This is a genomic window from Nonomuraea terrae (genome assembly GCF_004348995.1).
In the GTDB taxonomy this organism is placed as follows: domain Bacteria; phylum Actinomycetota; class Actinomycetes; order Streptosporangiales; family Streptosporangiaceae; genus Nonomuraea; species Nonomuraea terrae.
The window spans coordinates 1-18,321 of the sequence record NZ_SMKQ01000108.1 but is presented as its reverse complement, the minus strand read 5'-3'; the positions used below and the strand labels follow the sequence as shown (position 1 = coordinate 18,321).

At 71.3% G+C, this 18,321-nt stretch carries 17 protein-coding genes; 7 read left to right on the top strand and 10 right to left on the bottom strand.

What is annotated here, in order from left to right:
- Positions 1-210: 210 nt before the first annotated feature.
- The gene (locus tag E1286_RS28240; protein ID WP_132617210.1) at positions 211-1,809 is read left to right on the top strand and encodes an SLC13 family permease; all 1,599 of its coding nucleotides are present in this window, start codon (positions 211-213) and stop codon (positions 1,807-1,809) included.
- Between the two features lie 4 nt (positions 1,810-1,813).
- Here the strand turns inward: E1286_RS28240 and E1286_RS28235 are convergent, their stop codons facing one another.
- From E1286_RS28235 to E1286_RS28210, 7 genes are all read right to left on the bottom strand, one after another.
- Positions 1,814-3,004, bottom strand: a complete 1,191-nt coding sequence (locus E1286_RS28235; protein ID WP_132617208.1) for a zinc metalloprotease — start codon at positions 3,002-3,004, stop codon at positions 1,814-1,816.
- Positions 3,001-3,555 (bottom strand): DUF6879 family protein, encoded by a 555-nt coding sequence (locus tag E1286_RS28230; protein WP_132617206.1) that lies wholly within the window; start codon positions 3,553-3,555, stop codon positions 3,001-3,003. Before E1286_RS28230 ends, E1286_RS28235 begins: the two co-directional genes overlap by 4 nt.
- 75 nt (positions 3,556-3,630) lie before the next feature.
- A complete protein-coding gene (locus E1286_RS51385) occupies positions 3,631-3,762 on the bottom strand; it encodes a hypothetical protein (RefSeq protein ID WP_281282762.1) in 132 nt (43 codons plus the stop codon).
- 63 nt (positions 3,763-3,825) lie between these two features.
- Complete coding sequence (locus E1286_RS28225) at positions 3,826-4,887, bottom strand: HesA/MoeB/ThiF family protein (RefSeq protein WP_132617204.1); 1,062 nt, start codon at positions 4,885-4,887, stop codon at positions 3,826-3,828.
- A 134-nt stretch (positions 4,888-5,021) separates the two neighbouring features.
- Positions 5,022-6,845 (bottom strand): ABC transporter ATP-binding protein, encoded by a 1,824-nt coding sequence (locus tag E1286_RS28220; protein WP_132617202.1) that lies wholly within the window; start codon positions 6,843-6,845, stop codon positions 5,022-5,024.
- Positions 6,845-8,677, bottom strand: a complete 1,833-nt coding sequence (locus tag E1286_RS28215) for an ABC transporter ATP-binding protein (protein WP_165969947.1) — start codon at positions 8,675-8,677, stop codon at positions 6,845-6,847. Before E1286_RS28215 ends, E1286_RS28220 begins: the two co-directional genes overlap by 1 nt.
- A 95-nt stretch (positions 8,678-8,772) precedes the next feature.
- A complete protein-coding gene (locus tag E1286_RS28210; protein ID WP_132617200.1) occupies positions 8,773-9,582 on the bottom strand; it encodes a fumarylacetoacetate hydrolase family protein in 810 nt (269 codons plus the stop codon).
- 86 nt (positions 9,583-9,668) lie between these two features.
- On the opposite strand from E1286_RS28210, the gene E1286_RS49445 reads away from it, so the two are divergent.
- A complete protein-coding gene (locus E1286_RS49445; RefSeq protein ID WP_223190475.1) occupies positions 9,669-10,115 on the top strand; it encodes a helix-turn-helix domain-containing protein in 447 nt (148 codons plus the stop codon).
- A gap of 42 nt (positions 10,116-10,157) precedes the next feature.
- On the opposite strand, the gene E1286_RS28200 is transcribed toward E1286_RS49445, so the two are convergent.
- Entirely contained in the window at positions 10,158-11,009 is an 852-nt protein-coding gene (locus E1286_RS28200) for a dioxygenase family protein (protein WP_132617198.1), read from the bottom strand.
- 71 nt (positions 11,010-11,080) lie between these two features.
- Between E1286_RS28200 and E1286_RS28195 the strand changes: the two genes are divergently transcribed.
- The gene (locus E1286_RS28195; RefSeq protein ID WP_246075243.1) at positions 11,081-11,776 is read left to right on the top strand and encodes a FadR/GntR family transcriptional regulator; all 696 of its coding nucleotides are present in this window, start codon (positions 11,081-11,083) and stop codon (positions 11,774-11,776) included.
- A gap of 5 nt (positions 11,777-11,781) precedes the next feature.
- On the opposite strand, the gene E1286_RS28190 is transcribed toward E1286_RS28195, so the two are convergent.
- Positions 11,782-12,336: a YceI family protein gene (locus E1286_RS28190; protein ID WP_132617194.1), complete on the bottom strand. Its 555-nt coding sequence runs from the start codon at positions 12,334-12,336 to the stop codon at positions 11,782-11,784.
- A gap of 123 nt (positions 12,337-12,459) precedes the next feature.
- Here E1286_RS28190 and E1286_RS28185 point away from each other — a divergent pair, with 123 nt between their 5' ends.
- The 4 genes from E1286_RS28185 to E1286_RS28170 all read left to right on the top strand — a co-directional run bounded on the left by E1286_RS28185 (position 12,460) and on the right by E1286_RS28170 (position 17,883).
- Complete coding sequence (locus tag E1286_RS28185) at positions 12,460-14,439, top strand: vWA domain-containing protein (RefSeq protein ID WP_132617192.1); 1,980 nt, start codon at positions 12,460-12,462, stop codon at positions 14,437-14,439.
- Positions 14,436-15,842, top strand: a complete 1,407-nt coding sequence (locus E1286_RS28180) for a type 2 periplasmic-binding domain-containing protein (protein WP_132617190.1) — start codon at positions 14,436-14,438, stop codon at positions 15,840-15,842. Before E1286_RS28185 ends, E1286_RS28180 begins: the two co-directional genes overlap by 4 nt.
- A 49-nt stretch (positions 15,843-15,891) precedes the next feature.
- Positions 15,892-16,473 carry a hypothetical protein gene (locus E1286_RS28175; protein ID WP_132617188.1) on the top strand — a complete coding sequence of 194 codons (582 nt, stop codon included), beginning with the start codon at positions 15,892-15,894 and terminating at the stop codon, positions 16,471-16,473.
- A gap of 117 nt (positions 16,474-16,590) precedes the next feature.
- Positions 16,591-17,883 (top strand): ArsB/NhaD family transporter, encoded by a 1,293-nt coding sequence (locus E1286_RS28170; RefSeq protein ID WP_132617186.1) that lies wholly within the window; start codon positions 16,591-16,593, stop codon positions 17,881-17,883.
- A 4-nt stretch (positions 17,884-17,887) separates the two neighbouring features.
- On the opposite strand, the gene E1286_RS28165 is transcribed toward E1286_RS28170, so the two are convergent.
- Positions 17,888-18,321 (bottom strand): nuclear transport factor 2 family protein (locus E1286_RS28165; protein WP_132617184.1); only part of this gene is annotated, 434 nt, incomplete at its 5' end.

The following is an 18,321-nucleotide window of genomic DNA, read 5'->3' as shown; positions in this document are numbered from 1 at the left end:
ACGGGCGGGCGATCTCCTCCATGCGCCAGGAACAGGGCCGTCGCGCCCGTGTTGAAGCCGCCGTGATCGACGACGCAAGGAAACGCTCGGGCTGCCGGACGGCCGTTGCAGGCTCCTTATGGGTGACTTTCCTGACACCCATAGTTAACTGGTCCTGGACCTCCGCGTCATCCTGATCTTGTATGGCGGCCACGACATGAGGAGCAGACCATGAACTCCGCCGGCCCCAGGACAGACGTCGACCAGGCCCTGCTGGGCCACGCCACCTACCGCAGCCTCGGCGAGCAGAAACTGAGCCCCGCCGAGGAGCGCTTCGAGAAGGGACGGCGCACGACCGGCATGTGGCTGGCGCCGCTCGTCACGGTCGTCTTCGCCCTGGTGCCGATCGGCATGCCCGCCCAGCAGCAGACGCTGGCGGCCGTGCTGCTCGGCGTCATCGTGTTGTGGATCACGGAGCCGGTGCCCATCCCCGTCGGCGGGCTCATCGGCGTCGGCATGATCGTGGTGCTCGGGGTGGTGTCGGCGACGGACGCGCTGGCGCCGTTCGGCTCTTCCACGATCTTCACCTTCATCGGGGCGTTCATCCTGGCGCAGGCGATGCTCAAGCACGGCCTCGCGCGCCGCTTCGCCTTCCGCATCCTGTCGCTGCCCGGCGTGGGGCGCTCGACGTTCCGGCTCGTCGTGGCGTTCGGCCTCATCACCGGCCTGCTGTCGGCGTTCGTCTCCAATACCGCGACCGTGGCCATGCTGCTGCCGACGGCGCTCGGCATGCTCGCCGTCATCGCCAAGCTGCTGCAGGACCGCGGGATGGTCGCGCCCGACTTCAACCCGCTGCGGCTGCGGGTCGGCGCCGCACTCGTCCTCATGCTCGCGTACGGCGCCAGCGTCGGCGGCCTGCTCACGCCCGTCGGCAGCCCGCCGAACCTGATCGGGCGCGGCCTCATCGAGGAGGCGACCGGCCGGCGCATCTCGTTCGCGCAGTGGATGGTGACCGCGCTGCCGATCTGCGCGCTCATGTTCGTCGCGCTCGCCGCCGTGCTGCTGCTGCTCAACCGGCCGGAGATCCGCCGCATCGAGGGCGTCGAGGAGTACGTGCGCACCGAGCGGGCCACGCTCGGCAGGCTGTCGCGGGCCGAGAAGAACACGCTCGTCGCGTTCTCCGTCACCGTGTTCCTGTGGATCTTCCCCGGCGTGGTCGCGGTGTTCGCCGGCACCGACTCAGCCCTCTACACCACCGTCAGCGGCCGGCTCAACGAGGGCATCGTGGCCGTGCTGGGCGCGTCCCTGCTGTTCCTGCTGCCGACCGACTGGGGCAGGCGCGACTTCACGCTCAACTGGAGCGACGCCGCCCGCATCGACTGGGGGACGATCGTGCTGTTCGGCACCGGCATCATCTTCGGCTCGCTGCTGGAGGACACCGGGCTGGCCGGGACCATCGGCTCCTCAGCCGCGTCGGCGCTGGGGCTGAGCAGCGTGTTCGCGATCACGGCGTTCGCCGTGGCGCTGGCGGTGGTGGTGTCGGAGACCACCAGCAACACGGCCTCGGCCGCGGTGGTGGTGCCGATCGTCATCCCGATCGCGATGGCGGCGGGGGTCAACCCGTTCGTGCCGGCGCTGGCGGCGACGTTCGCGGCGTCGTTCGGGTTCATGCTGCCGGTCTCGACCCCGCAGAACGCCATCGCGTACGGCTCCGGCGTCGTGCCGATCACCAAGATGATCCGCTCGGGGGTGAGCTTCGACGTGCTCGGCGCGATCCTCATCATCGTGCTCCTGCCGGTCTTCGTCGCCGTCACCGGCATCGGCGGCTGAGCGGTCAGCCCGTCGCCCTGCCCCGCCGGGGCAGCCACCTGTCGAGCCACCTCACGGCGGCCACCCGGCGTCCGTGCCTGCGCCACCAGACGCGGGCCCACAGCAGGTCGGGGACGACGATGATCGCGAGCACCACGAGGGCGTCGGCGACCCCCGCCGCGTCCTCCGCCGCCAGCAGGCTTTGGACCGCCCGCACGACCAGCGTGAGCATCAGCGGCACGGTCACCAGGACGGCGACCGCCAGGCAGACGACCGTGCCGACGGCCTGGAGCACCGCGTAGACCCGCACGCTGCGCCTCTCCCGCGGCGGCAGCGCGGCCAGGCTGCCGTGCCGGCCGCGCAGCAGGTGGCGTACGTACGCGGCGCCGTCGCCGTACAGGTTCCGGCAGCCGGTCAGGTCCTGCAGCAGGAAGTACAGGTCGGTACGCATGAACACGAGCAGCTGGCCGGCCACGCGGACGAGCTGGATGAGGATGACCAGCGAGGTGAGCGGGTGCGGGCCCGCGACGTACGCCCACACCACCGCGATCCCGCACAGCGCCAGGTCGAGGACCGTTCCCGACAGGTAGACCACGACGCGCACCCGCCTCGGGGCCGGCCACACGCCCGAGACGTCGGTCTGCGCCACCAGGAACTGCAGGCGCGTGCCGAGGCTCATCCGCGCGGGCACCCCGGCGGCGCGGGCGGCGACCAGGTGGGCCAGCTCGTGCAGGCCGATCGTCAGCCACAGGATCGCCGCCCACGTCAGCAGGACGACCGTGCCGGTGTCGCTCCAGAAGGCCGCCTCCCAGTCCGGGAAGATCGACGGGCGCAGCGCCAGGCAGACGGCTCCGGCCGCGATCGGCACCGCCAGGGCCAGGTGGAGCGCGGGGCTGAGCGCCCAGCGCAGGTGCCGGGGCCGCAGCCACGGCAGGCTGGGCCGCAGCGGCGGCGGGCTCGGCACCGGGCGTCCGCCGACCTCCGCCACCAGGCCGGCCTCCGACAGGGCGGCGACGAAGTCTGCGACGTCGAGATCGGCTCCGGTCTCCCGCAGCAGGCGGGCCTCGACCTCCTCGACGTCCATCCCGTCCTGCAGCAGGCGGATCGCCCGCAGCCCCTCCTCGGGGACGGCCACGAAGTCGCCCGAGTCCACCCGCCCGACGATCCACTCGTCGCCGTCCCGGCGGACGCCGAGGGGATGGAAGGCGACGGTCAAGCCGCCCTCGTCCGCATGCGGTAGGCGCGTAGGTCCTCGCCCTGCTCGAACAGGCCGGCCAGGACCGGGACGCACGGCTCGATCACCTCACGATCGGTGATCCGGCGGGCGCCGGTGTGCCGGCCCGTCTCGTCGTAGAGCACCTCGTAGAGCAGCTCCGGCCCGAACAGCACGAGCTCCGGCACCGGCCTGGCGCTCTCGTACGACCGCACCGCCGAGGCGGGCACCACCCGGCTGTTCTCGCCCTCCTCGGCCCGCATCGCCAGCAACTCCAGCTCCCACCGCAGGTAACCGGTGAGCGGCTCCTCGATGACCCTGATCCGCCGGAAATCCATCCGGCCCGGATTGTCTTCGCGGAAACCGGGGCGCATCTGCTCGGCCAGCTCGACCGCACGGTCCCAGTCGCCCGCGACCATCGCCAGATAGCTCGGCAAATCACCCTCGTCGAAATGCTGGGCGCGCTCGAGTTTCCACACGATCCCGCTCACGGCCTCGAACTCGCGGGCGAAATCCGCGCCGTAATCCGCCGCGTCCATTGTTTTGGCGGGCACGGATCGCAAGCGATTCAGAACATCGTTCATCTGGTCTCCTGGAAGTGCGGGCAGGTCGCCCTGCCCGCACGAGAATCAGTTGGAGCTGCCGCCACTGGGCTGCGACCAGCCGGTGGTTTCGATCTTGTCAAGCCTGCGGACGACGATCTTCTTCCGTGGCTTCTTGTCCTGCTGCGGCTGGGGCTCAGGTGCAGGGCTGCTGCTCATGGAACTCCTTACTGATGGAGTTAACAACGGTCAGCGGAAGAATATGATCGTTCAGCCCTTTGATCAAGAACAGAATTCGCAATCCGCTCTTGACGGGTAATGGGCGTACACGTGTTCGTCCGGGTCCAAGAGGGTGAGCCCGTGAAAATATCCGGGCGGTGTGACCATGAGCCCGGTTATGAGCGCGACCACATCATGAGCCACCAACTGACCGGAAATTCCGGCCGAAGCCCCGGTGACCCCCGGCCAGGCGTAATCGGCTCCCGGTCGCGGCGGTATGCCGGCGCGTACACACTCGAAACACGGGCCGCCGGGGCCGAACACGCCCACGCTGACGAGCGGCCCGTCGTAGCCGCCGCTCACCCAGGGGATCCCGGCCACGGAGCAGACGCGATTGGCCCAGGTACGGATCCCGCCGGGTTCGCGCGGGTGGTCGGCGCAGAGCGCGAGCACGTCGAAGCCGTCGACCAGCCGGGCAAGCCCCGCGGGGCCGTCCACGCGGGCGGCCGACGCGGTGACCTCGATCTCGGAGTTCACCGCCCGCAGCCGCTCGGCCGCCACCTCGGCCTTCGGCCTGCCGACGTCCGCCTCCGTGTAGAGGACCTGCCGGTTGAGGTTGGACAGCTCCACGACGTCGGGATCGACGAGGTGGAGGCGGCCGACACCCGAGGCCGCGAGCGACCAGGCCACGTGGCTCCCGGTGCCGCCCAGGCCGAGCACCAGGACGCCGGCGTTCTTGAGCCGCACCTGCGGTTCCCAGCCGTGGTCGCGGGGCGTCACGTCCACCCAGCGGAAGTAGTCGCGGCTGCGACTGTAACGTTCCTTCTCCCGCTCGCTCAGCGCCTCGCACGGCCCGGGAGCGGCCTCCTCCACGTGACCGGACCCGATCAACGTGGCCACGACCTCATCGGCCTCTTCCGCCGACAGGCCCGCGAAACGGGACCGCAGCTCGGCTGCGATCTCCGCGGGCGAGCGGGTGCCGTCCATGAGCGTCAAGGCCGCCCAAGCCCACCCATCGGCGTCCGCGATCTCGGACGCGATCCCGTACAGCACACCGCCCAGCCGGACGCTCCCATCACCGAGCCGGTGCGGGGCGTGCTCGGGTTTGACGCGAGGTAGGCGCATCCCCCGATGCTCAACACCGACGCCCCCACCCGTCAAGATCGGATTCACGCCCAACCTGTCCCACCCTCCGGCACCGCCTTTCGATCAGCCGCCCTTCGAACAGCCGCCCTTCGATCAGCCGGCGGAAAGGGCCGTCAGTCGCCGCCGACCTGGACGAAGCCGGTGCCGGCGCGGTAGTTGGGGGATTGGTGGCGGAAGTAGGTGTTGTAGACCTCGCAGTAGCGCCCGCCGCGGGACAGCAGCGTCTGGTGGTCGCCCTCCTCCACGATGCGCCCGTGGTCGAGCACGATGATGCGGTCGACGTGCTCGATCGTGGACAGGCGGTGGGCGATGACGATCGACGTGCGGCCGGCCAGCACCACGTCGAGGCCCTCCTGGATCTGCGCCTCGGTCAGCGGGTCGACGCTGGCCGTGGCCTCGTCGAGCACGACGATGGCCGGGTCCTGGACGAGCAGCCGGGCCAGCGCCACGAGCTGCCGCTGCCCCATCGACAGGGCGCGGCCGTGCTCGCCGACGTCGGTCTCCAGGCCGTTCGGCAGGGCCTCGACCCAGTCGCCGCCGCCGACGGCCGCCGCGGCCGCCCGCACGTCGTCGTCGCTCGCGTCGGGGCGGGGGTAGCGGATGTTGTCGGCGACCGTGCCGCTGAACAGGAAGGGCGCCTGCGGCACCGCGCCGATCTGACGGCGGTAGGAGGTCAGGTCGAGGGTCCGGATGTCGCGCCCGTCGATCAGCAGGCTGCCCGCCTGGAACTCGTAGAAGCGGGTGATGAGCTTGCCGAGCGTGGATTTGCCCGCGCCCGTGTGGCCCACGAGGGCCACCGACTCGCCGGCCTCGACGGCCAGGCCGAAGTCGCGCAGCACGGGGTGGTCGGCGTCGTAGCCGAAGGTGAGGCCGCGGAACTCGATGCGGCCGGCCAGCCGACCGCACTCCTGGGAGTCGGTCTGCACCACCCGCGGCGGGGCGTCGATCAGCGCGAAGACCCGCTCGGAGGCCGACAGCCCCTGCTGGAACTGCGACCAGAACGCGGCGATGGACGTCAGCGGCATCCAGAACATCGCGACGCCCTGCAGGAACAGGTACCAGTCGCCGGCCGAGAGCCCGCCGCCGAGCACCGCCACGCCGCCGAGCTGCACCAGCGCGACCGTGGCGAGCCCGGCCACCAGGAACAGCACCGGGAAGATGGCGGAGAAGACGAAGCCCTGCCGCAGCGTCACCTGGTAGCTCTGCCGGTTGATCGGCCGGAACTCGTCGTAGACCTGCCGCTCCTGGCGGAAGTTCTTCGCCACGGCGATGCCGCCCATGGTCTCCTGCAGGTTGGCGTTGACCCGGCTGAGCGAGCGCTGCGCCCGCCGCGTGCTGAGCCTGGCCAGCCGACGGAAGACCAGCGCCAGGCCCACCACGATGGGCACCACCAGCAGCGTCAGCAGGGCCAGCTCGACGCTGCGGGCGAACAGCAGGGCGGTGACGAAGCCGACCATCAGCACCTGGCTGATGAGGTCCATCGTCAGGGTGGAGACGGTGGCGAAGTCGTCGGTGTCGGACGTCACCCGGCTGACGATCTTGCCGGACGGCGTCTCGTCGTAGAAGGACAGGTCGCGCGCCAGCACCGCGTCGAAGGCGTCCTCGCGCAGCCGCAGCACCACGTCGCCGGTGACCTGGGCGCTGTGTTTCTGTCGGACGTAGTTGAACGCCCACGACACCGCGCCGGTGACGAGCACCGCGAGAACGAGCAGCGGGCCCACCTCGCCGATGGTGCCGTCGGCGATCGCGTCGACCGCGACGCTGACCAGCGTAGGGATGGCCGCCTGGCTCGCCGACACCAGCACGATCATGGCGGCGACCAGCAGCATCGCGCCGAGCTTGGGCCGGAAGTAGGACATGATCCGGCGCAGCAGGTCGCGGTCGTCATAGGTGCGGTCGTAGTCCTCGGCGTCGAGGCCGTCCATGATGAAGCCCATCAGCGCACCCCTCCCTGCTCGTTCGCCAGCACGGGCCCCTCCTCGGCGGGGCCCAGCCCGGCCTCGTCGTAGTGGGCGAACACCCGCCGGTAGAGGCGGCTGCGCGCGATCAGCTCGTCGTGGGTGCCGAAGTCGGCCACCTGGCCGCGCCGCAGCAGCAGCACCTTGTCGGCCCAGCGGATCTGCGAGAGCCGGTGGGTGATCAGCAGCGTCGTGCGCCCCTCCTGGATGCGCTCGATGGCCTGCTGGATCTTGTCTTCGGTCGCGGAGTCGATCGCGCTGGTGGAGTCGTCGAGCACGAGGATCGCGGGGTCGGTGAGCAGCGCCCGCGCGATGGCCAGGCGCTGCCGCTGCCCGCCCGACAGCGTGACGCCGCGCTCGCCGATGACGGTGTCGTAGCCGTCGTCGAGCTCGGCGATGAACTCGGCGGCCTGCGCGTCCTCCGCCGCCCTGACCACGGCCTCGCGGTCGGCCCGCTGGCCCATGCTGAAGCCGATGTTCTCGGCCACCGAGCGGGAGAACAGCACGATGTCCTGCTCGATCGTGGAGATCTGGGAGCGCAGCGAGTCGAGGTCCCACTCGCGTACGTCGACGCCGTCGACCAGGATGCGGCCCGAGGTCACGTCGTAGATGCGCGGCACCAGCTTGGTCAGGGTGCTCTTGCCCGACCCGGTCTCGCCGACGACGGCCACCGTCTCGCCCGGCCGCACCGTGAACGACGCCCCGCGCAGCGCCGGCTCGCCGCCCTCGTCGTAGGCGAACGTGACGTCGTCGAAGACGATCTCGCCGCTGATCGGCGCGGCGTGCCCGGCGGCGGGCTGCTCGATCTCGCTGTCGGCGGTGATGATGCCGAGGATGCGGCGCGAGGAGACGATGCCGATCTGGATCAGCGAGAACGTGAAGATCGACATCTGGGTCGGGAAGCCGAGCTGCCCCATCAGGCCCATGAAGGCCACCAGCTCGCCGATGCTGATCGCCCCTGAGGCGTGCAGCGCGAGCGCGTGCCACAGCGCCGCGGCCATCGCGAACGCGAACAGCAGCGTCGGCAGGTAGCGCGCCTGCACCAGCCCGTTGCGCACGAACGAGTCGCGGTAGCGGCGCGCGCTGGCCCGGAAGCGCAGCCGCTCCTGCCCCTCCTGCGCCGTCACCTTGATCACTTCGATGCCGCGCACGGCCTGGTTGAGCCCGGCGTTGAGGTCGCCGAACTCCTCCCGCATGCGCGTGGCCACCGGGTTGAGCCTGCGCATGTAGAGCCAGAGCGCGAGCACGAACACGACCGCGTAGACCCCAGGCACGAGCAGCAGGGACGGGTCGATGGCGGCCATGAAGAACAGCGGCACCAGCCCGGTCAGCCCGGAGTCGACGATGAGGTCGAGCCCGGGCGTGACCATGATGGACAGCTGGCGGATGTCATTGGCGGCCCTGGCCATCAGGTCGCCGACCCGCTGGCGGTTGTGGAACGTCTGGCTCTTGCCGAGCAGGCTCACGTAGAGCTCGTCGCGGGCGTCGCGCTCCAGCCGTTTGGCCAGCACCTCGCTCGACAGCCGCGCCACCATGTCGAGCGCCCCGCGCCCCACCACCACCGCGAGCAGCGTCAGCGAGATGGCACCGAGCAGGCCCATCGCCTGGCCGCGCTCGCCCAGCACGGCGTCGAAGGCCTCGCCGGTGAGCTGCGGCACCATGGCGTTGAGCACCGTCATCACCAGCGAGCCGCCGAGGAAGCCGAGCAGGTGGAGCGGATGGCGGCGCAGATGGGACCAGAGCCAGCGCACCGGACCACGCCGGTTGTACCGAGGGCCGGAGACGGAGAACTCCGAGCTGGTGGTAGTCACGGGCGTGGCCTCCCGGCCGGAGGTGGGTGGTGTCGGACCTGCTTTGTACCACCGGGCTCCGACAGTTTCCCAAGGAATTTCCGGCGGGCCCGCGCCTACACGACCGGGGTGCGCAGCGTGCCGAGCCGGTCGATCTCGACCTCCACCACGTCGCCGGGGCCGAGCAGCCACGGCGGCGTCCTGACGTACCCGACCCCCTCGGGCGTGCCGGTGGCGATCACGTCGCCGGGGTTGAGGGTGAGCGTACGGCTGATCAGGGAGAGCACCTCGCCGACCGGGAAGATCATGTCGCGGGTGTCGCCGTCCTGCACGATCGTCCCGTTGACCCGGGTACGCACCCGCAGCCCGTCCCGCAGGTCGCCCACCTCGTCGGCGGTGACGATCGGCCCCATGGGCCCGCTGCGGTCGGCGTTCTTGCCCAGCGTCCACTGGGAGGTGAGCTTCTGGGCGCGGCGCGCGGTCAGGTCGTTGAACGTGGAGTAGCCCAGCACCGCCGCGAGCGCGGTTCCGGGGTCGGCGTCGCGGACCGGCTCCGCGACGTACGCGGCCACCTCGCCCTCCCAGTCGAGCCCCGCCTCCCCGGACGGCACGGGAACCGGCACGTCGCCCACGCTCAGCGAGGCCGTCCACCGGCCGAACAGTGTCGGATGCTCCGGCACCTCGAAGGAGCCCTCGGCGGCGTGCGCCCGGTAGTTGAGCCCGACGCAGATCACCCGCGCCGACGCCGGCACCGGCGGCACGAACCGAACGGAAGCAGCAGGAACAGGGGAGCCTTCCCTGGCGAGGCAGCCGCGCGCGTCCGCCCAGAACTCCCCCACCTCGGCCAGCACCACGACCTCGTCGCCGGACAGGCGCGCGACGCGCACCGCGTCGTCGCCCGGCAGCAGCACTCCCGCGAGCTTCACCGGGCACCTACAGGCTGGAGGCCCCGTCCTTGAGGGCGGGGAGGAAAGCCGGAACGGTCGGGCACTGTCGTCTCCTGGTTTTGTCGGTGGCAGCCGATGTGGCAGCCGATGTGGCAGCCGATGTGGCAGCCGATGTGGCAGCCGATGTGGCAGCCGATTGCGTGCTTCGCATGTCCCGCTACAGGTTGTCGCCAACGCCCGCCCAAGAGCAGGCGTTGCTGGAGCATTGCGGGCATGCGCGTTTCGTGTGGAATCTGGCGGTGGAACAGCACGCGCACCGGGCCCCGGGGCACAGGAGCGCGCCCGGGTTCGCCGGGCAGTGCCGCCGGCTCACCGCCGAGAAGGCGCGCCTGTCGCGGCTGCCGCGCAAGCCGGCACGGGCCAAGCGCGGCTCCAACCGCCGGGCGACGATCAAGGCCGCGGCCAAGAACGTACGAGACGCGGCCGCAGGGCATGCGGTCGCTGCGCGGGGAGGCTTGCCGCTGGGCGGGCCGGAGAACCGCGAACCTCAATCCGTCCTCCTCTCTGCGTAGGTCGACGGGCTGGAATCCCCCGCCTTCAGGCGGCGGAGGATGTCAACGGCCGTCCTTCCAGTCGAGCGGCACCAGCCGCAGGTCGAACTCGATCTCCTCGTACGGGCCGTCCATCTCCCACCCGCCGGTGCGCGGCCGCGGCTCGACGACGAGCTCCCGCTTGACCGCGTACGCCGCGTCGGACTCCAGGTACGGGTCCCCGGCCAGGAACACGTGCGTGGTCAGCGGGCGGTGGCCGCCGGCCGTGACGCGGTAGTGCAGGTGGGCGGGGCGCATCGGGTGGCGTCCGACGGCGCGCAGCAGCCTGCCGCCGGCGCCGTCGGTGGGTACCGGGTAGCTGCTCGGCCGGATGGTGCGGAACGCGTAGCGGCCCTCGGCGTCCGTGGTGAACAGGCCGCGCAGGTTGCCGGTGTCCTGGGCGTCGTCCTGCGTGTCGTACAGGCCCATGTCGCTGGCCTGCCACACGTCCACCCGCGCGCCCGCGAGCGGCGTGCCGTCGCAGTCGAGCACCCGCCCGTGCACCACTGTCGCCACCCCGCGCTCTCGCTCGGGGCCCGTGCTGATCCAGGCGCCGTGCTCGCGCTCGGGCGCCGGCGAGTGGAACGGCCCCTCGACCGACGACGGCGTCATGCCCTCGGGGCCCTCGTTGTTGACCTCGTCGACCGCGCTGGTCAGGCCGAGCATGTCGGACAGCAGGATGAACTCGTTCCTGTCGGGCGTGCACATCTTGCCGGTCTCGATGAGGAAGCCGATCCCCGCCAGCCATTCCTCGTCCGTCGGGCGCACCTCCTCCACGAAGGCGTGCAGGTGCTTGACGAGCGCGGAGACGAGCTCGTTCACGCGTGGGTCGGGCCCGTCGATCTGGCTCAGTACCTGTCGTAGCAGCGGGGTCACGGCGTTTCTCCTTTGTCCAGTCCAGGCGGGAGCGTATCCCGAAATGACCACTAATAAATAGAATGGTTCGGGTGTTTACCGGAGTACCCCCCACCCGTGCCGAAGCCCTCGCCGCCGACATCGAGACGATGATCCGCGAGCGCGGCCTCGGACCGGGCGACCTGATCGGCACCCTCGACGACTTACGCGAGCTGTCCGGCTACGGCCGCGCGACGGTCAGCGAGGCGGCCCGGCTGCTCAGCGACCGCGGCACGGCGGAGATCCGCCTCGGACGCGGTGGCGGGCTGTTCGTGACCGATCCCAACCCGGTGGTCCGGCTGCGCCACACCCTGCTCACGGTGCGCTCGCGGCCGACGACGGTGGCCGACGCGATCGCCGTACGCGAGGCGCTCGAACCCCTGATCGCCGCGGACGCCGCCCGCCACCGTACGAAGCGGGACATCGCGGACCTGCGCCGTCTCCTCACCGCCCTCGGCCGGGCGACGTCGAGCACCGACGCCTTCATGCGCGCCAACTCGGCCCTGCACGAACGCATCGCCGAGATCACCCCGAACCACCTGGCCAGGGCGGTCTACCTGGCGATGACCCGATACGTCCGCGAGCAGTCCGAGCACGCCGCCCCCGCCGCCCGTCCCGCCGGCTACCTGGAGCATCGCCTGGCCGTCCACACGGAACTGGTCGAGGCCATCATCGACGCCGACCCCGCCCGCACCCAGACCGCCGTCACCCGCCACCACTCCCCCGGCGATCCCGGCACCACGTCGTGAGCCGGTCAGCCCTCCGGTGTGAGGTCGGCCTCGAAGCGGATCTCGACCTCGTCGTTGAGCTTGAGGGCGCCGAAGAACGCCGAGTACGGCTTGATGCCCCACTGGGACTGCACGACGACGGCGGAGCCGCGGGCGTGGGCGGCGTCGAGCGTGCCCTCCACCACGACCGGCCGGGTCGCGCCGGCCAGCTCCAGGTCGCCCTCGATCCGGAACGACTCCGGGGTTCCCCCGATCCCGCGCGACCGGAACGTGATGGCCGGATGCCGGCCGACCTGCAGCACCTTCTCCCGCATGGCCTTCTCGATGTCGCGGCGGTCGGAGTCGGACAGCGGCTTGACACCGCCGGTCCCCTCCCGAACGACCAGCGACCCGGCCTCGACCTCGACGGTCACCGACGAGCCGGCCGGGTCGGCGGGATCGACCATGGCGACGCCGTGCCAGCGGGTGGCCTCGATGGTGAGATCGTGGCCGGCCTTCGCCCCCAGCCCCGTGCGGGTGGTGAGCACGACGAGCCGCCCCGAGTCGGGCCCCAACGCATAACGACCAGCAGAAATGCTCACACATCCAGCGTAACCGGGCGCTGACCGCAGGCAATGGGCGGGGACTCACCGGCTTCACAGCCCAGAGGTGAAGCAATCGCACTAGTCTCGAAGTGATCCCGGTCACATGGAGGCGATCGGTGCATGGGCGATCTCGATGGGAACGAGGCTCCATCGCAGGAGAACGGGAGCCCGCCGCGGGAGGACGGCTCCCCTTCACCGGGTGACGCTTCGCGGCGGAACGAGGCCTCCTCAGGGGAGGACCTCGGCACGGCCGTGAAGGTCGCGCTGGTCGGGGCGCTGGCGAGCGCGGTCGTCGGCCTGCTGCTGGCGCCGTGGACCAGCCTGTTCCGCGGCCTGCCGGTGCAGGCGCAGCTGTGGCTGCCGCTCGGCGTCCTGATGGTCGCCGCATGCCTGATGTCCGGCCCCGTGCTGCGCCGGTTAGGCCCCCGGTACAAGCCCCAGCTGCGGCTCGGCCTCTGGGCGCTCGGCGGGGCGGGGCTGAGTCTGCTGGTCTGGGTCGTCTTTCCGGTGGTCACCGCGGAGGAGCGGTGCCCGGTGCCGGCCGAGCTGCGGCTCGTCACCGCGCCCGAGACCGTGGCGGCGCTCACGGCGCGGGCGCAGCGGTACGTGCGGGAGAACCTCCGCGACGGTTGCCCCCTCGTACGGATGACCGTCGCGCCGGCGCCGCCGCCCGTCCACCTGGAGGACGCCTTCAGCAACGACTGGGAGTGGAACGAGGACCGCCGCGGCCAGCCGTACGCCCGCCTCTACGACCTGCAGCCCGACGCCTGGGTCGCCACCACGCGTGCCGAGCCCGACGAGCTCAGGAGGAACGGCCACAAGACGATCGGGCCGCCTGAGCTCCAGGTGGGGCGTGACCAGCTCGTGCTGGCGATGACCGAGCGGCGCCGCGACGAGCTCGGCAGGCACATGGACGACCCCGCCGCCTACTCTCTCAGCGAGGTGTGGGACGTCCTGACCGACAAGATGGACATGTCGATCGCGCGGCCGTTCCCCGAGACCTCCGTGGCGGCGCTGATCGGCACCGGCGACGTGTTCGAGCGGGCGCTCCGCGTGGCCCCCAACCGCGAGGCGGAGAGCGGGCTGGTCTCCACCGGGCTCGGCGCCGACACGGTGCCGTCGCTGCTGTGCTCGTTCGGCCGGCTCGCCGACGAGGTGCCGCCGCCGACCTCCGGCGGCGCGACCCGCGGGGGGACGGGCGCGATCTCCGACCCCAAGGTCGTGCTGCTGGTGCCGGGGCACAGCGTCGACGACTACAACGCCGGCCGCGTGGCGGGCTGTCCCGGCGAGACCGGTGACGGCATCGACCTCGTCGCCGTACGCCACCAGGAGCTGAGCACGCTCGACTACCGTTTCGTCAAGGTGATGTGGCAGGGCCAGCGCTCGGCGGCGCGGGAGGCGATCGTCGACCACTTCGGGGCATGGCTGAGCCGCAATCCGCTGTTCCCCGGCATCCAGGTGTCGAGCGAGATCCCGGTCGGCGGGGAGTCGCTCGGTGAGCTGAGGACGCGCCTGCTCGACGAGCTGCGTCCCCGGCTCGACCTGCGGGTGATCGTGGACACCTCGGGCTCGGCGGACCGCCCGGTGCGCGTCCAGGCCGCCGAGGCGCTGCGCGCGCAGAGCCGGATGCTGGGGCCGCGCGACCATCTGCAGGTGTTCGGCCTGCACAGCCTGACGCCGGACGGCGAGGCCCGGGTGACCGAGCTGACCGGGCGCAACCAGCTCGGCGGCAGGACCGAGCTCGACCGGCTCGGCACGGTCGCCACGACGATCGAGCACACCCCGTTCGACCAGTGGGACGCCGCCGTCTCGGCCTCGCTCCGCAAGCTCGGCGACGGCGAGGAGGCGGTGGCCGCGCCGGTGGTGGTGCTGACGGACGGCCGCCTGTTCGACAACGAGGGGCCCGCCGCCGCCGAAGTGCTGGCGGGAGCGCTCCAAGAGGCCGGCGCGGTCTCGGGCCTGTACGTCGTCGTCTTCGGCCAGGACCGGTGCGGGGTGACCGCGCTGCGGGCGGCGAAGCCGTACCGGTGCGCGACGGCCGGCACCAGCGCGGAAGAGGCGATCACCCGGGCCATCATCACGGTGAGAGGGTGGCGATGACAGCGACCGACCACCGGCACACTCTGCTGGCGGCCGGCCTGGGGGCCGCGCTGATGGCGGTGGTCCTGCTGGTCAACTCGTGCCTGGCGGCCGGCGCCGCGGCGCCGGGGCCGCCGACGCCCTCGATCACCCCGATCACGGTGCCGGCGACGTCCCCGGAGGACTGCGGCGCGCGCGACGACGAGCTGGTCGTGGCGACGGGAGACGACGTCAGCACCGGCAGCGTGCGGCGCGAGGTGATCCACGAGTGGAACGAGCTCGTCATCCCCTCCGACCCCGACTCCAGGCTGCCCGGAGACCCGCGCGCGGAGCTGCTGGAGCTCTCCGGCAGCACCGACGTGCGGCGCGCCCAGATGGCGGCGCTCGCCCAGTCGGGCAGCTGTCAGTACGACGTGCTGGTACTGGACGTGGCGTGGGTGGCGGAGTTCGCCCGGCACGGCTACATCCGCCCCATCGACCTGGACACCGGCCCGCAGCGGGCCGACCGGTTCCTGCCCGGCCCGCTGCAGGCCGGGCAGATCGACGGCGAGCAGTTCGGCGTGCCGTTCGCGGCGGACGCGCCGCTGGAGTTCCGCCGGCGGGACGGGCAGCCGGGCGGCTACCTGCTGCAGCTGGTCGACAGGGAGATCGGCACGATCAACTACCTGGAGATGATCGAGCTGGGCGGCGGGAGGGTGCTCGACGGCGACGACCGCACCCGCGTGGCCCTGGACGACGACCCCGACGGCACCTGGAACGCGCTGAACTCCACCGGCGCGGAGGCGGTGATGCGGGAGTCGCTGACGATGGACGAGGACCGCAGCATCGTGGCGTTCAAGGAGGGCCGGATCGGCGACCGGCCGGTGTCGGCCATGCGCAACTGGCCTTTCGCGTTCCACCAGCTGGCGGCCGACCCGCGCATGCGCGGGTCCGACCAGCGGCTGCGATTCGAGGTGCGCGCGCCCGGCACGGACGGCGGCGTGCTCGGCGGCTCGGTGCTGGCGATCTCCGAGCACATCAGGCCGGACAAGGTCGCGCCCGCCATGCGCCTGATCGGACGGCTCACCGGTGAGGAGGCGCAGGGCCGGCTGTTCGCCTGCGGCGGCTACGGACCGGTGCTGACCTCGGTGTACGAGCGGTACCGGGCCGGGGGCGGGCCCACGTGCCCGCGTCAGGACGGCTCCGACATCACCAACCCGAGCCTGGCGGAGCTGGCCACGCTGGCCGAGGAGATCAGGCGGTCGATCGAGCTGGCCAGGCCGCGGCCGAAGTCGCCGTACTACGCGCAGTTCAGCGAAGCGTTCCGGCGTTGCGCGCGTGGTGTGTGGGAGAGCAGGGTGGAACGGGAGACCTTCTTCTCGGCGGCCCCCTCGTTGCAGGAGATCCTGAACGGCCGGCTCCCTGCCGGTCCCCCGCTCTGCTAGTCACGCAGAGTGGCGGAAAGTGTGCGATGCGTGCGGAGTGCGGGCTATCTTGGGGGCGGATTCGCCGTACGGCCGGCGAGAAGACGAGAGCGCACGGGTCGCCATGGACGAGCACGTCATCACCATCCGCTGGGTCGAAGCCCCCGACGAGGTCGCCTTCCACGACTTCGCCCAGGGCACCTACAACACCTTCTCGTGCAGTTGCGGGCTGCCGCTGGCCGGCCGGGAGGCCGCCGCCCGGCACGCCGCCGAGCACGGCCAGTGCCCGATGTGCCTCGGGGCCGGCACGATCTCCATCACCCCGCACGACACGGGCGGCTGTGACGGCTGCGGGGGCTCGGGCAGCACGGAGCCGCGCACGGTGACGGTCGAGGCGCGGGTGACGGAGAGCTTCGTGCGGGAGGTGGCCGAGCTGCTGCCCGACGAGTTCGGGCTCACCGACGTGGTGGCGGTGCTCGAAGGACGGCTGCGCGGCGGCGTCGAGACCGTGCTGTCGGTGGCGGCGGGGCTGATCCGCTATCTGGAGGTGCAGGGGCGGATCGTGTTGTGCACGGCGCCCGACCACCTGCCGGCCGACGGGGTGCGGCAGCACTACGACGACCCCCGGTGGATCCGCATTCGAGCAATGTGACCGTTTTGCGGCAATTGATAGGTTAGTGACGATTGCGTCGAGAATGATCTCGACGGCCCCCGTTCACCGACCCCAAGAGAGCTCTCCCATGCCCGCTGACGCCCCTCTGGCCCTCGCGTGACGGTCACGGCCTGGGTGGCGGTGGCCGCGTTCCTCGGGGCGTACGCGCTGATCGCCACCGAGAAGGTGCACCGCGTCACGGCGGCGCTCGGCGGGGCGGGCATCATGCTGCTCATCCACGCCACCGACGCGGGCGCGGCGTTCTTCGACGAGCGCTCCGGCGTCGACTGGAACGTCATCTTCCTGCTGCTCGGCATGATGGTCATCGTCGGGGTGCTGAAACAGACCGGCGTCTTCGAGTACCTGGCCATCTGGGCGGCCAAACGGGCCAAAGGGCGGCCGTTCCGGCTGCTGGCGCTGCTCGTCCTGCTCACCGCGGGCGCCTCGGCGATGCTGGACAACGTCACCACCGTGCTGCTGATCGCGCCCGTGACGTTCCTGGTGTGCGAACGGCTGGCGCTGCCGGTGGCGCCGTTCCTCATCGCCGAGGCCATGGCCTCCAACATCGGCGGCGCCGCCACCCTGGTCGGCGACCCGCCGAACATCATCATCGCCAGCCGCGGCGGCCTGACCTTCAACGACTTCCTCGTCCACATGGCCCCGCTGATCGTGGTGCTGGTGGCGGTGTTCCTGGGGCTGTGCCGGTGGCTGTTCAGGAAGTCGTTCCACTACGACCCCGAGCGTGCGGCGGTGGTGATGGCGCTGAACGAGCGCGAGGCCATCGGCGACCGGCGGCTGCTGGTGCAGTCGCTGGTCGTGCTGGCGCTGGTCATGGCGGCGTTCGTGCTGCATCCGGTGCTGCACTACGAGCCCTCGGTGGTCGCGCTGCTGGGCGCCGGCGTGCTGGTCGCGGCCACGAAGGTGACGACCGAGGACGCGCTCCGCGAGGTCGAGTGGCCGACGCTGGTGTTCTTCGCCGGCCTGTTCGTCATGGTGGGCGCGCTGGTCGAGACCGGCGTCATCGGCCAGATCTCGCAGGCGGCGGCCGAGGCCACGCACGGGCAGCTGGGCCTGACCACGATGCTGCTGCTGTGGGCCTCGACCGGCCTGTCGGCCGTGGTGGACAACATCCCGTACGTCGCCACGATGAGCCCGATCGTCGCCGACCTCGTCCAGGCCAACGGCGGGAACGGGCCGGCGCAGGTGTTGTGGTGGGCCCTGGCGATCGGGGCGGACCTCGGCGGCAACGCCACGGCGGTGGGGGCGGCGGCCAACGTCGTCATCATCGGCATCGCCGCCCGCAACGGCACCCCGATCACGTTCTGGCAGTTCACCCGGTACGGGGTGGTCGTCACGCTGGTGACCGTGGCGCTGTCGGTGCCGTATCTGTGGCTGCGTTATCTCATCTGACGGGTCACCTGACGGGCAGCACGTCCACGCCGCGGTCGGCCTTGCCGCGGGAGCCGAAGAGGCGGCGCTCCGACTCGTCGATGCGCACGTCGTTGATGCTCGCCTCCCTGCGGCGCATCAGGCCCTCCTCGTCGAACTCCCACAGCTCGTTGCCGTAGCTGCGCCACCACTGGCCGGAGGCGTCGTGGCACTCGTACTGGAAGCGGACCGCGATGCGGTCGCCGGACCAGGCCCACAGCTGCTTGCGCAGGGCGTAGTCGAGCTCCTTGTCCCATTTGCGGCGCAGGAAGGCGCGGATCTCGTCGCGGCCGGTGACGAACTCGTGGCGGTTGCGCCAGACGGAGTCCACCGAGTACGCCTGCGCGACGAGGTCGGGGTCGCACGTGTTCCAGGCGTCCTCGGCCGCCTGGACCTTGATGAGGGCGGTCTCCTCGGTGA

What these genes read in the sequence shown, in the direction of transcription:
- E1286_RS28185 (WP_132617192.1), top strand. Translation starts at nt 12,460, where the DNA reads ATGGGCGATCTCGATGGGAACGAGGCTCCATCGCAGGAGAACGGGAGC.
- E1286_RS28240 (WP_132617210.1), top strand. Translation starts at nt 211, where the DNA reads ATGAACTCCGCCGGCCCCAGGACAGACGTCGACCAGGCCCTGCTGGGC.
- E1286_RS28220 (WP_132617202.1), bottom strand. Translation starts at nt 6,845, where the DNA reads ATGGGCTTCATCATGGACGGCCTCGACGCCGAGGACTACGACCGCACC.
- E1286_RS51385 (WP_281282762.1), bottom strand. Translation starts at nt 3,762, where the DNA reads ATGAGCAGCAGCCCTGCACCTGAGCCCCAGCCGCAGCAGGACAAGAAG.
- E1286_RS28180 (WP_132617190.1), top strand. Translation starts at nt 14,436, where the DNA reads ATGACAGCGACCGACCACCGGCACACTCTGCTGGCGGCCGGCCTGGGG.
- E1286_RS28225 (WP_132617204.1), bottom strand. Translation starts at nt 4,887, where the DNA reads ATGCGCCTACCTCGCGTCAAACCCGAGCACGCCCCGCACCGGCTCGGT.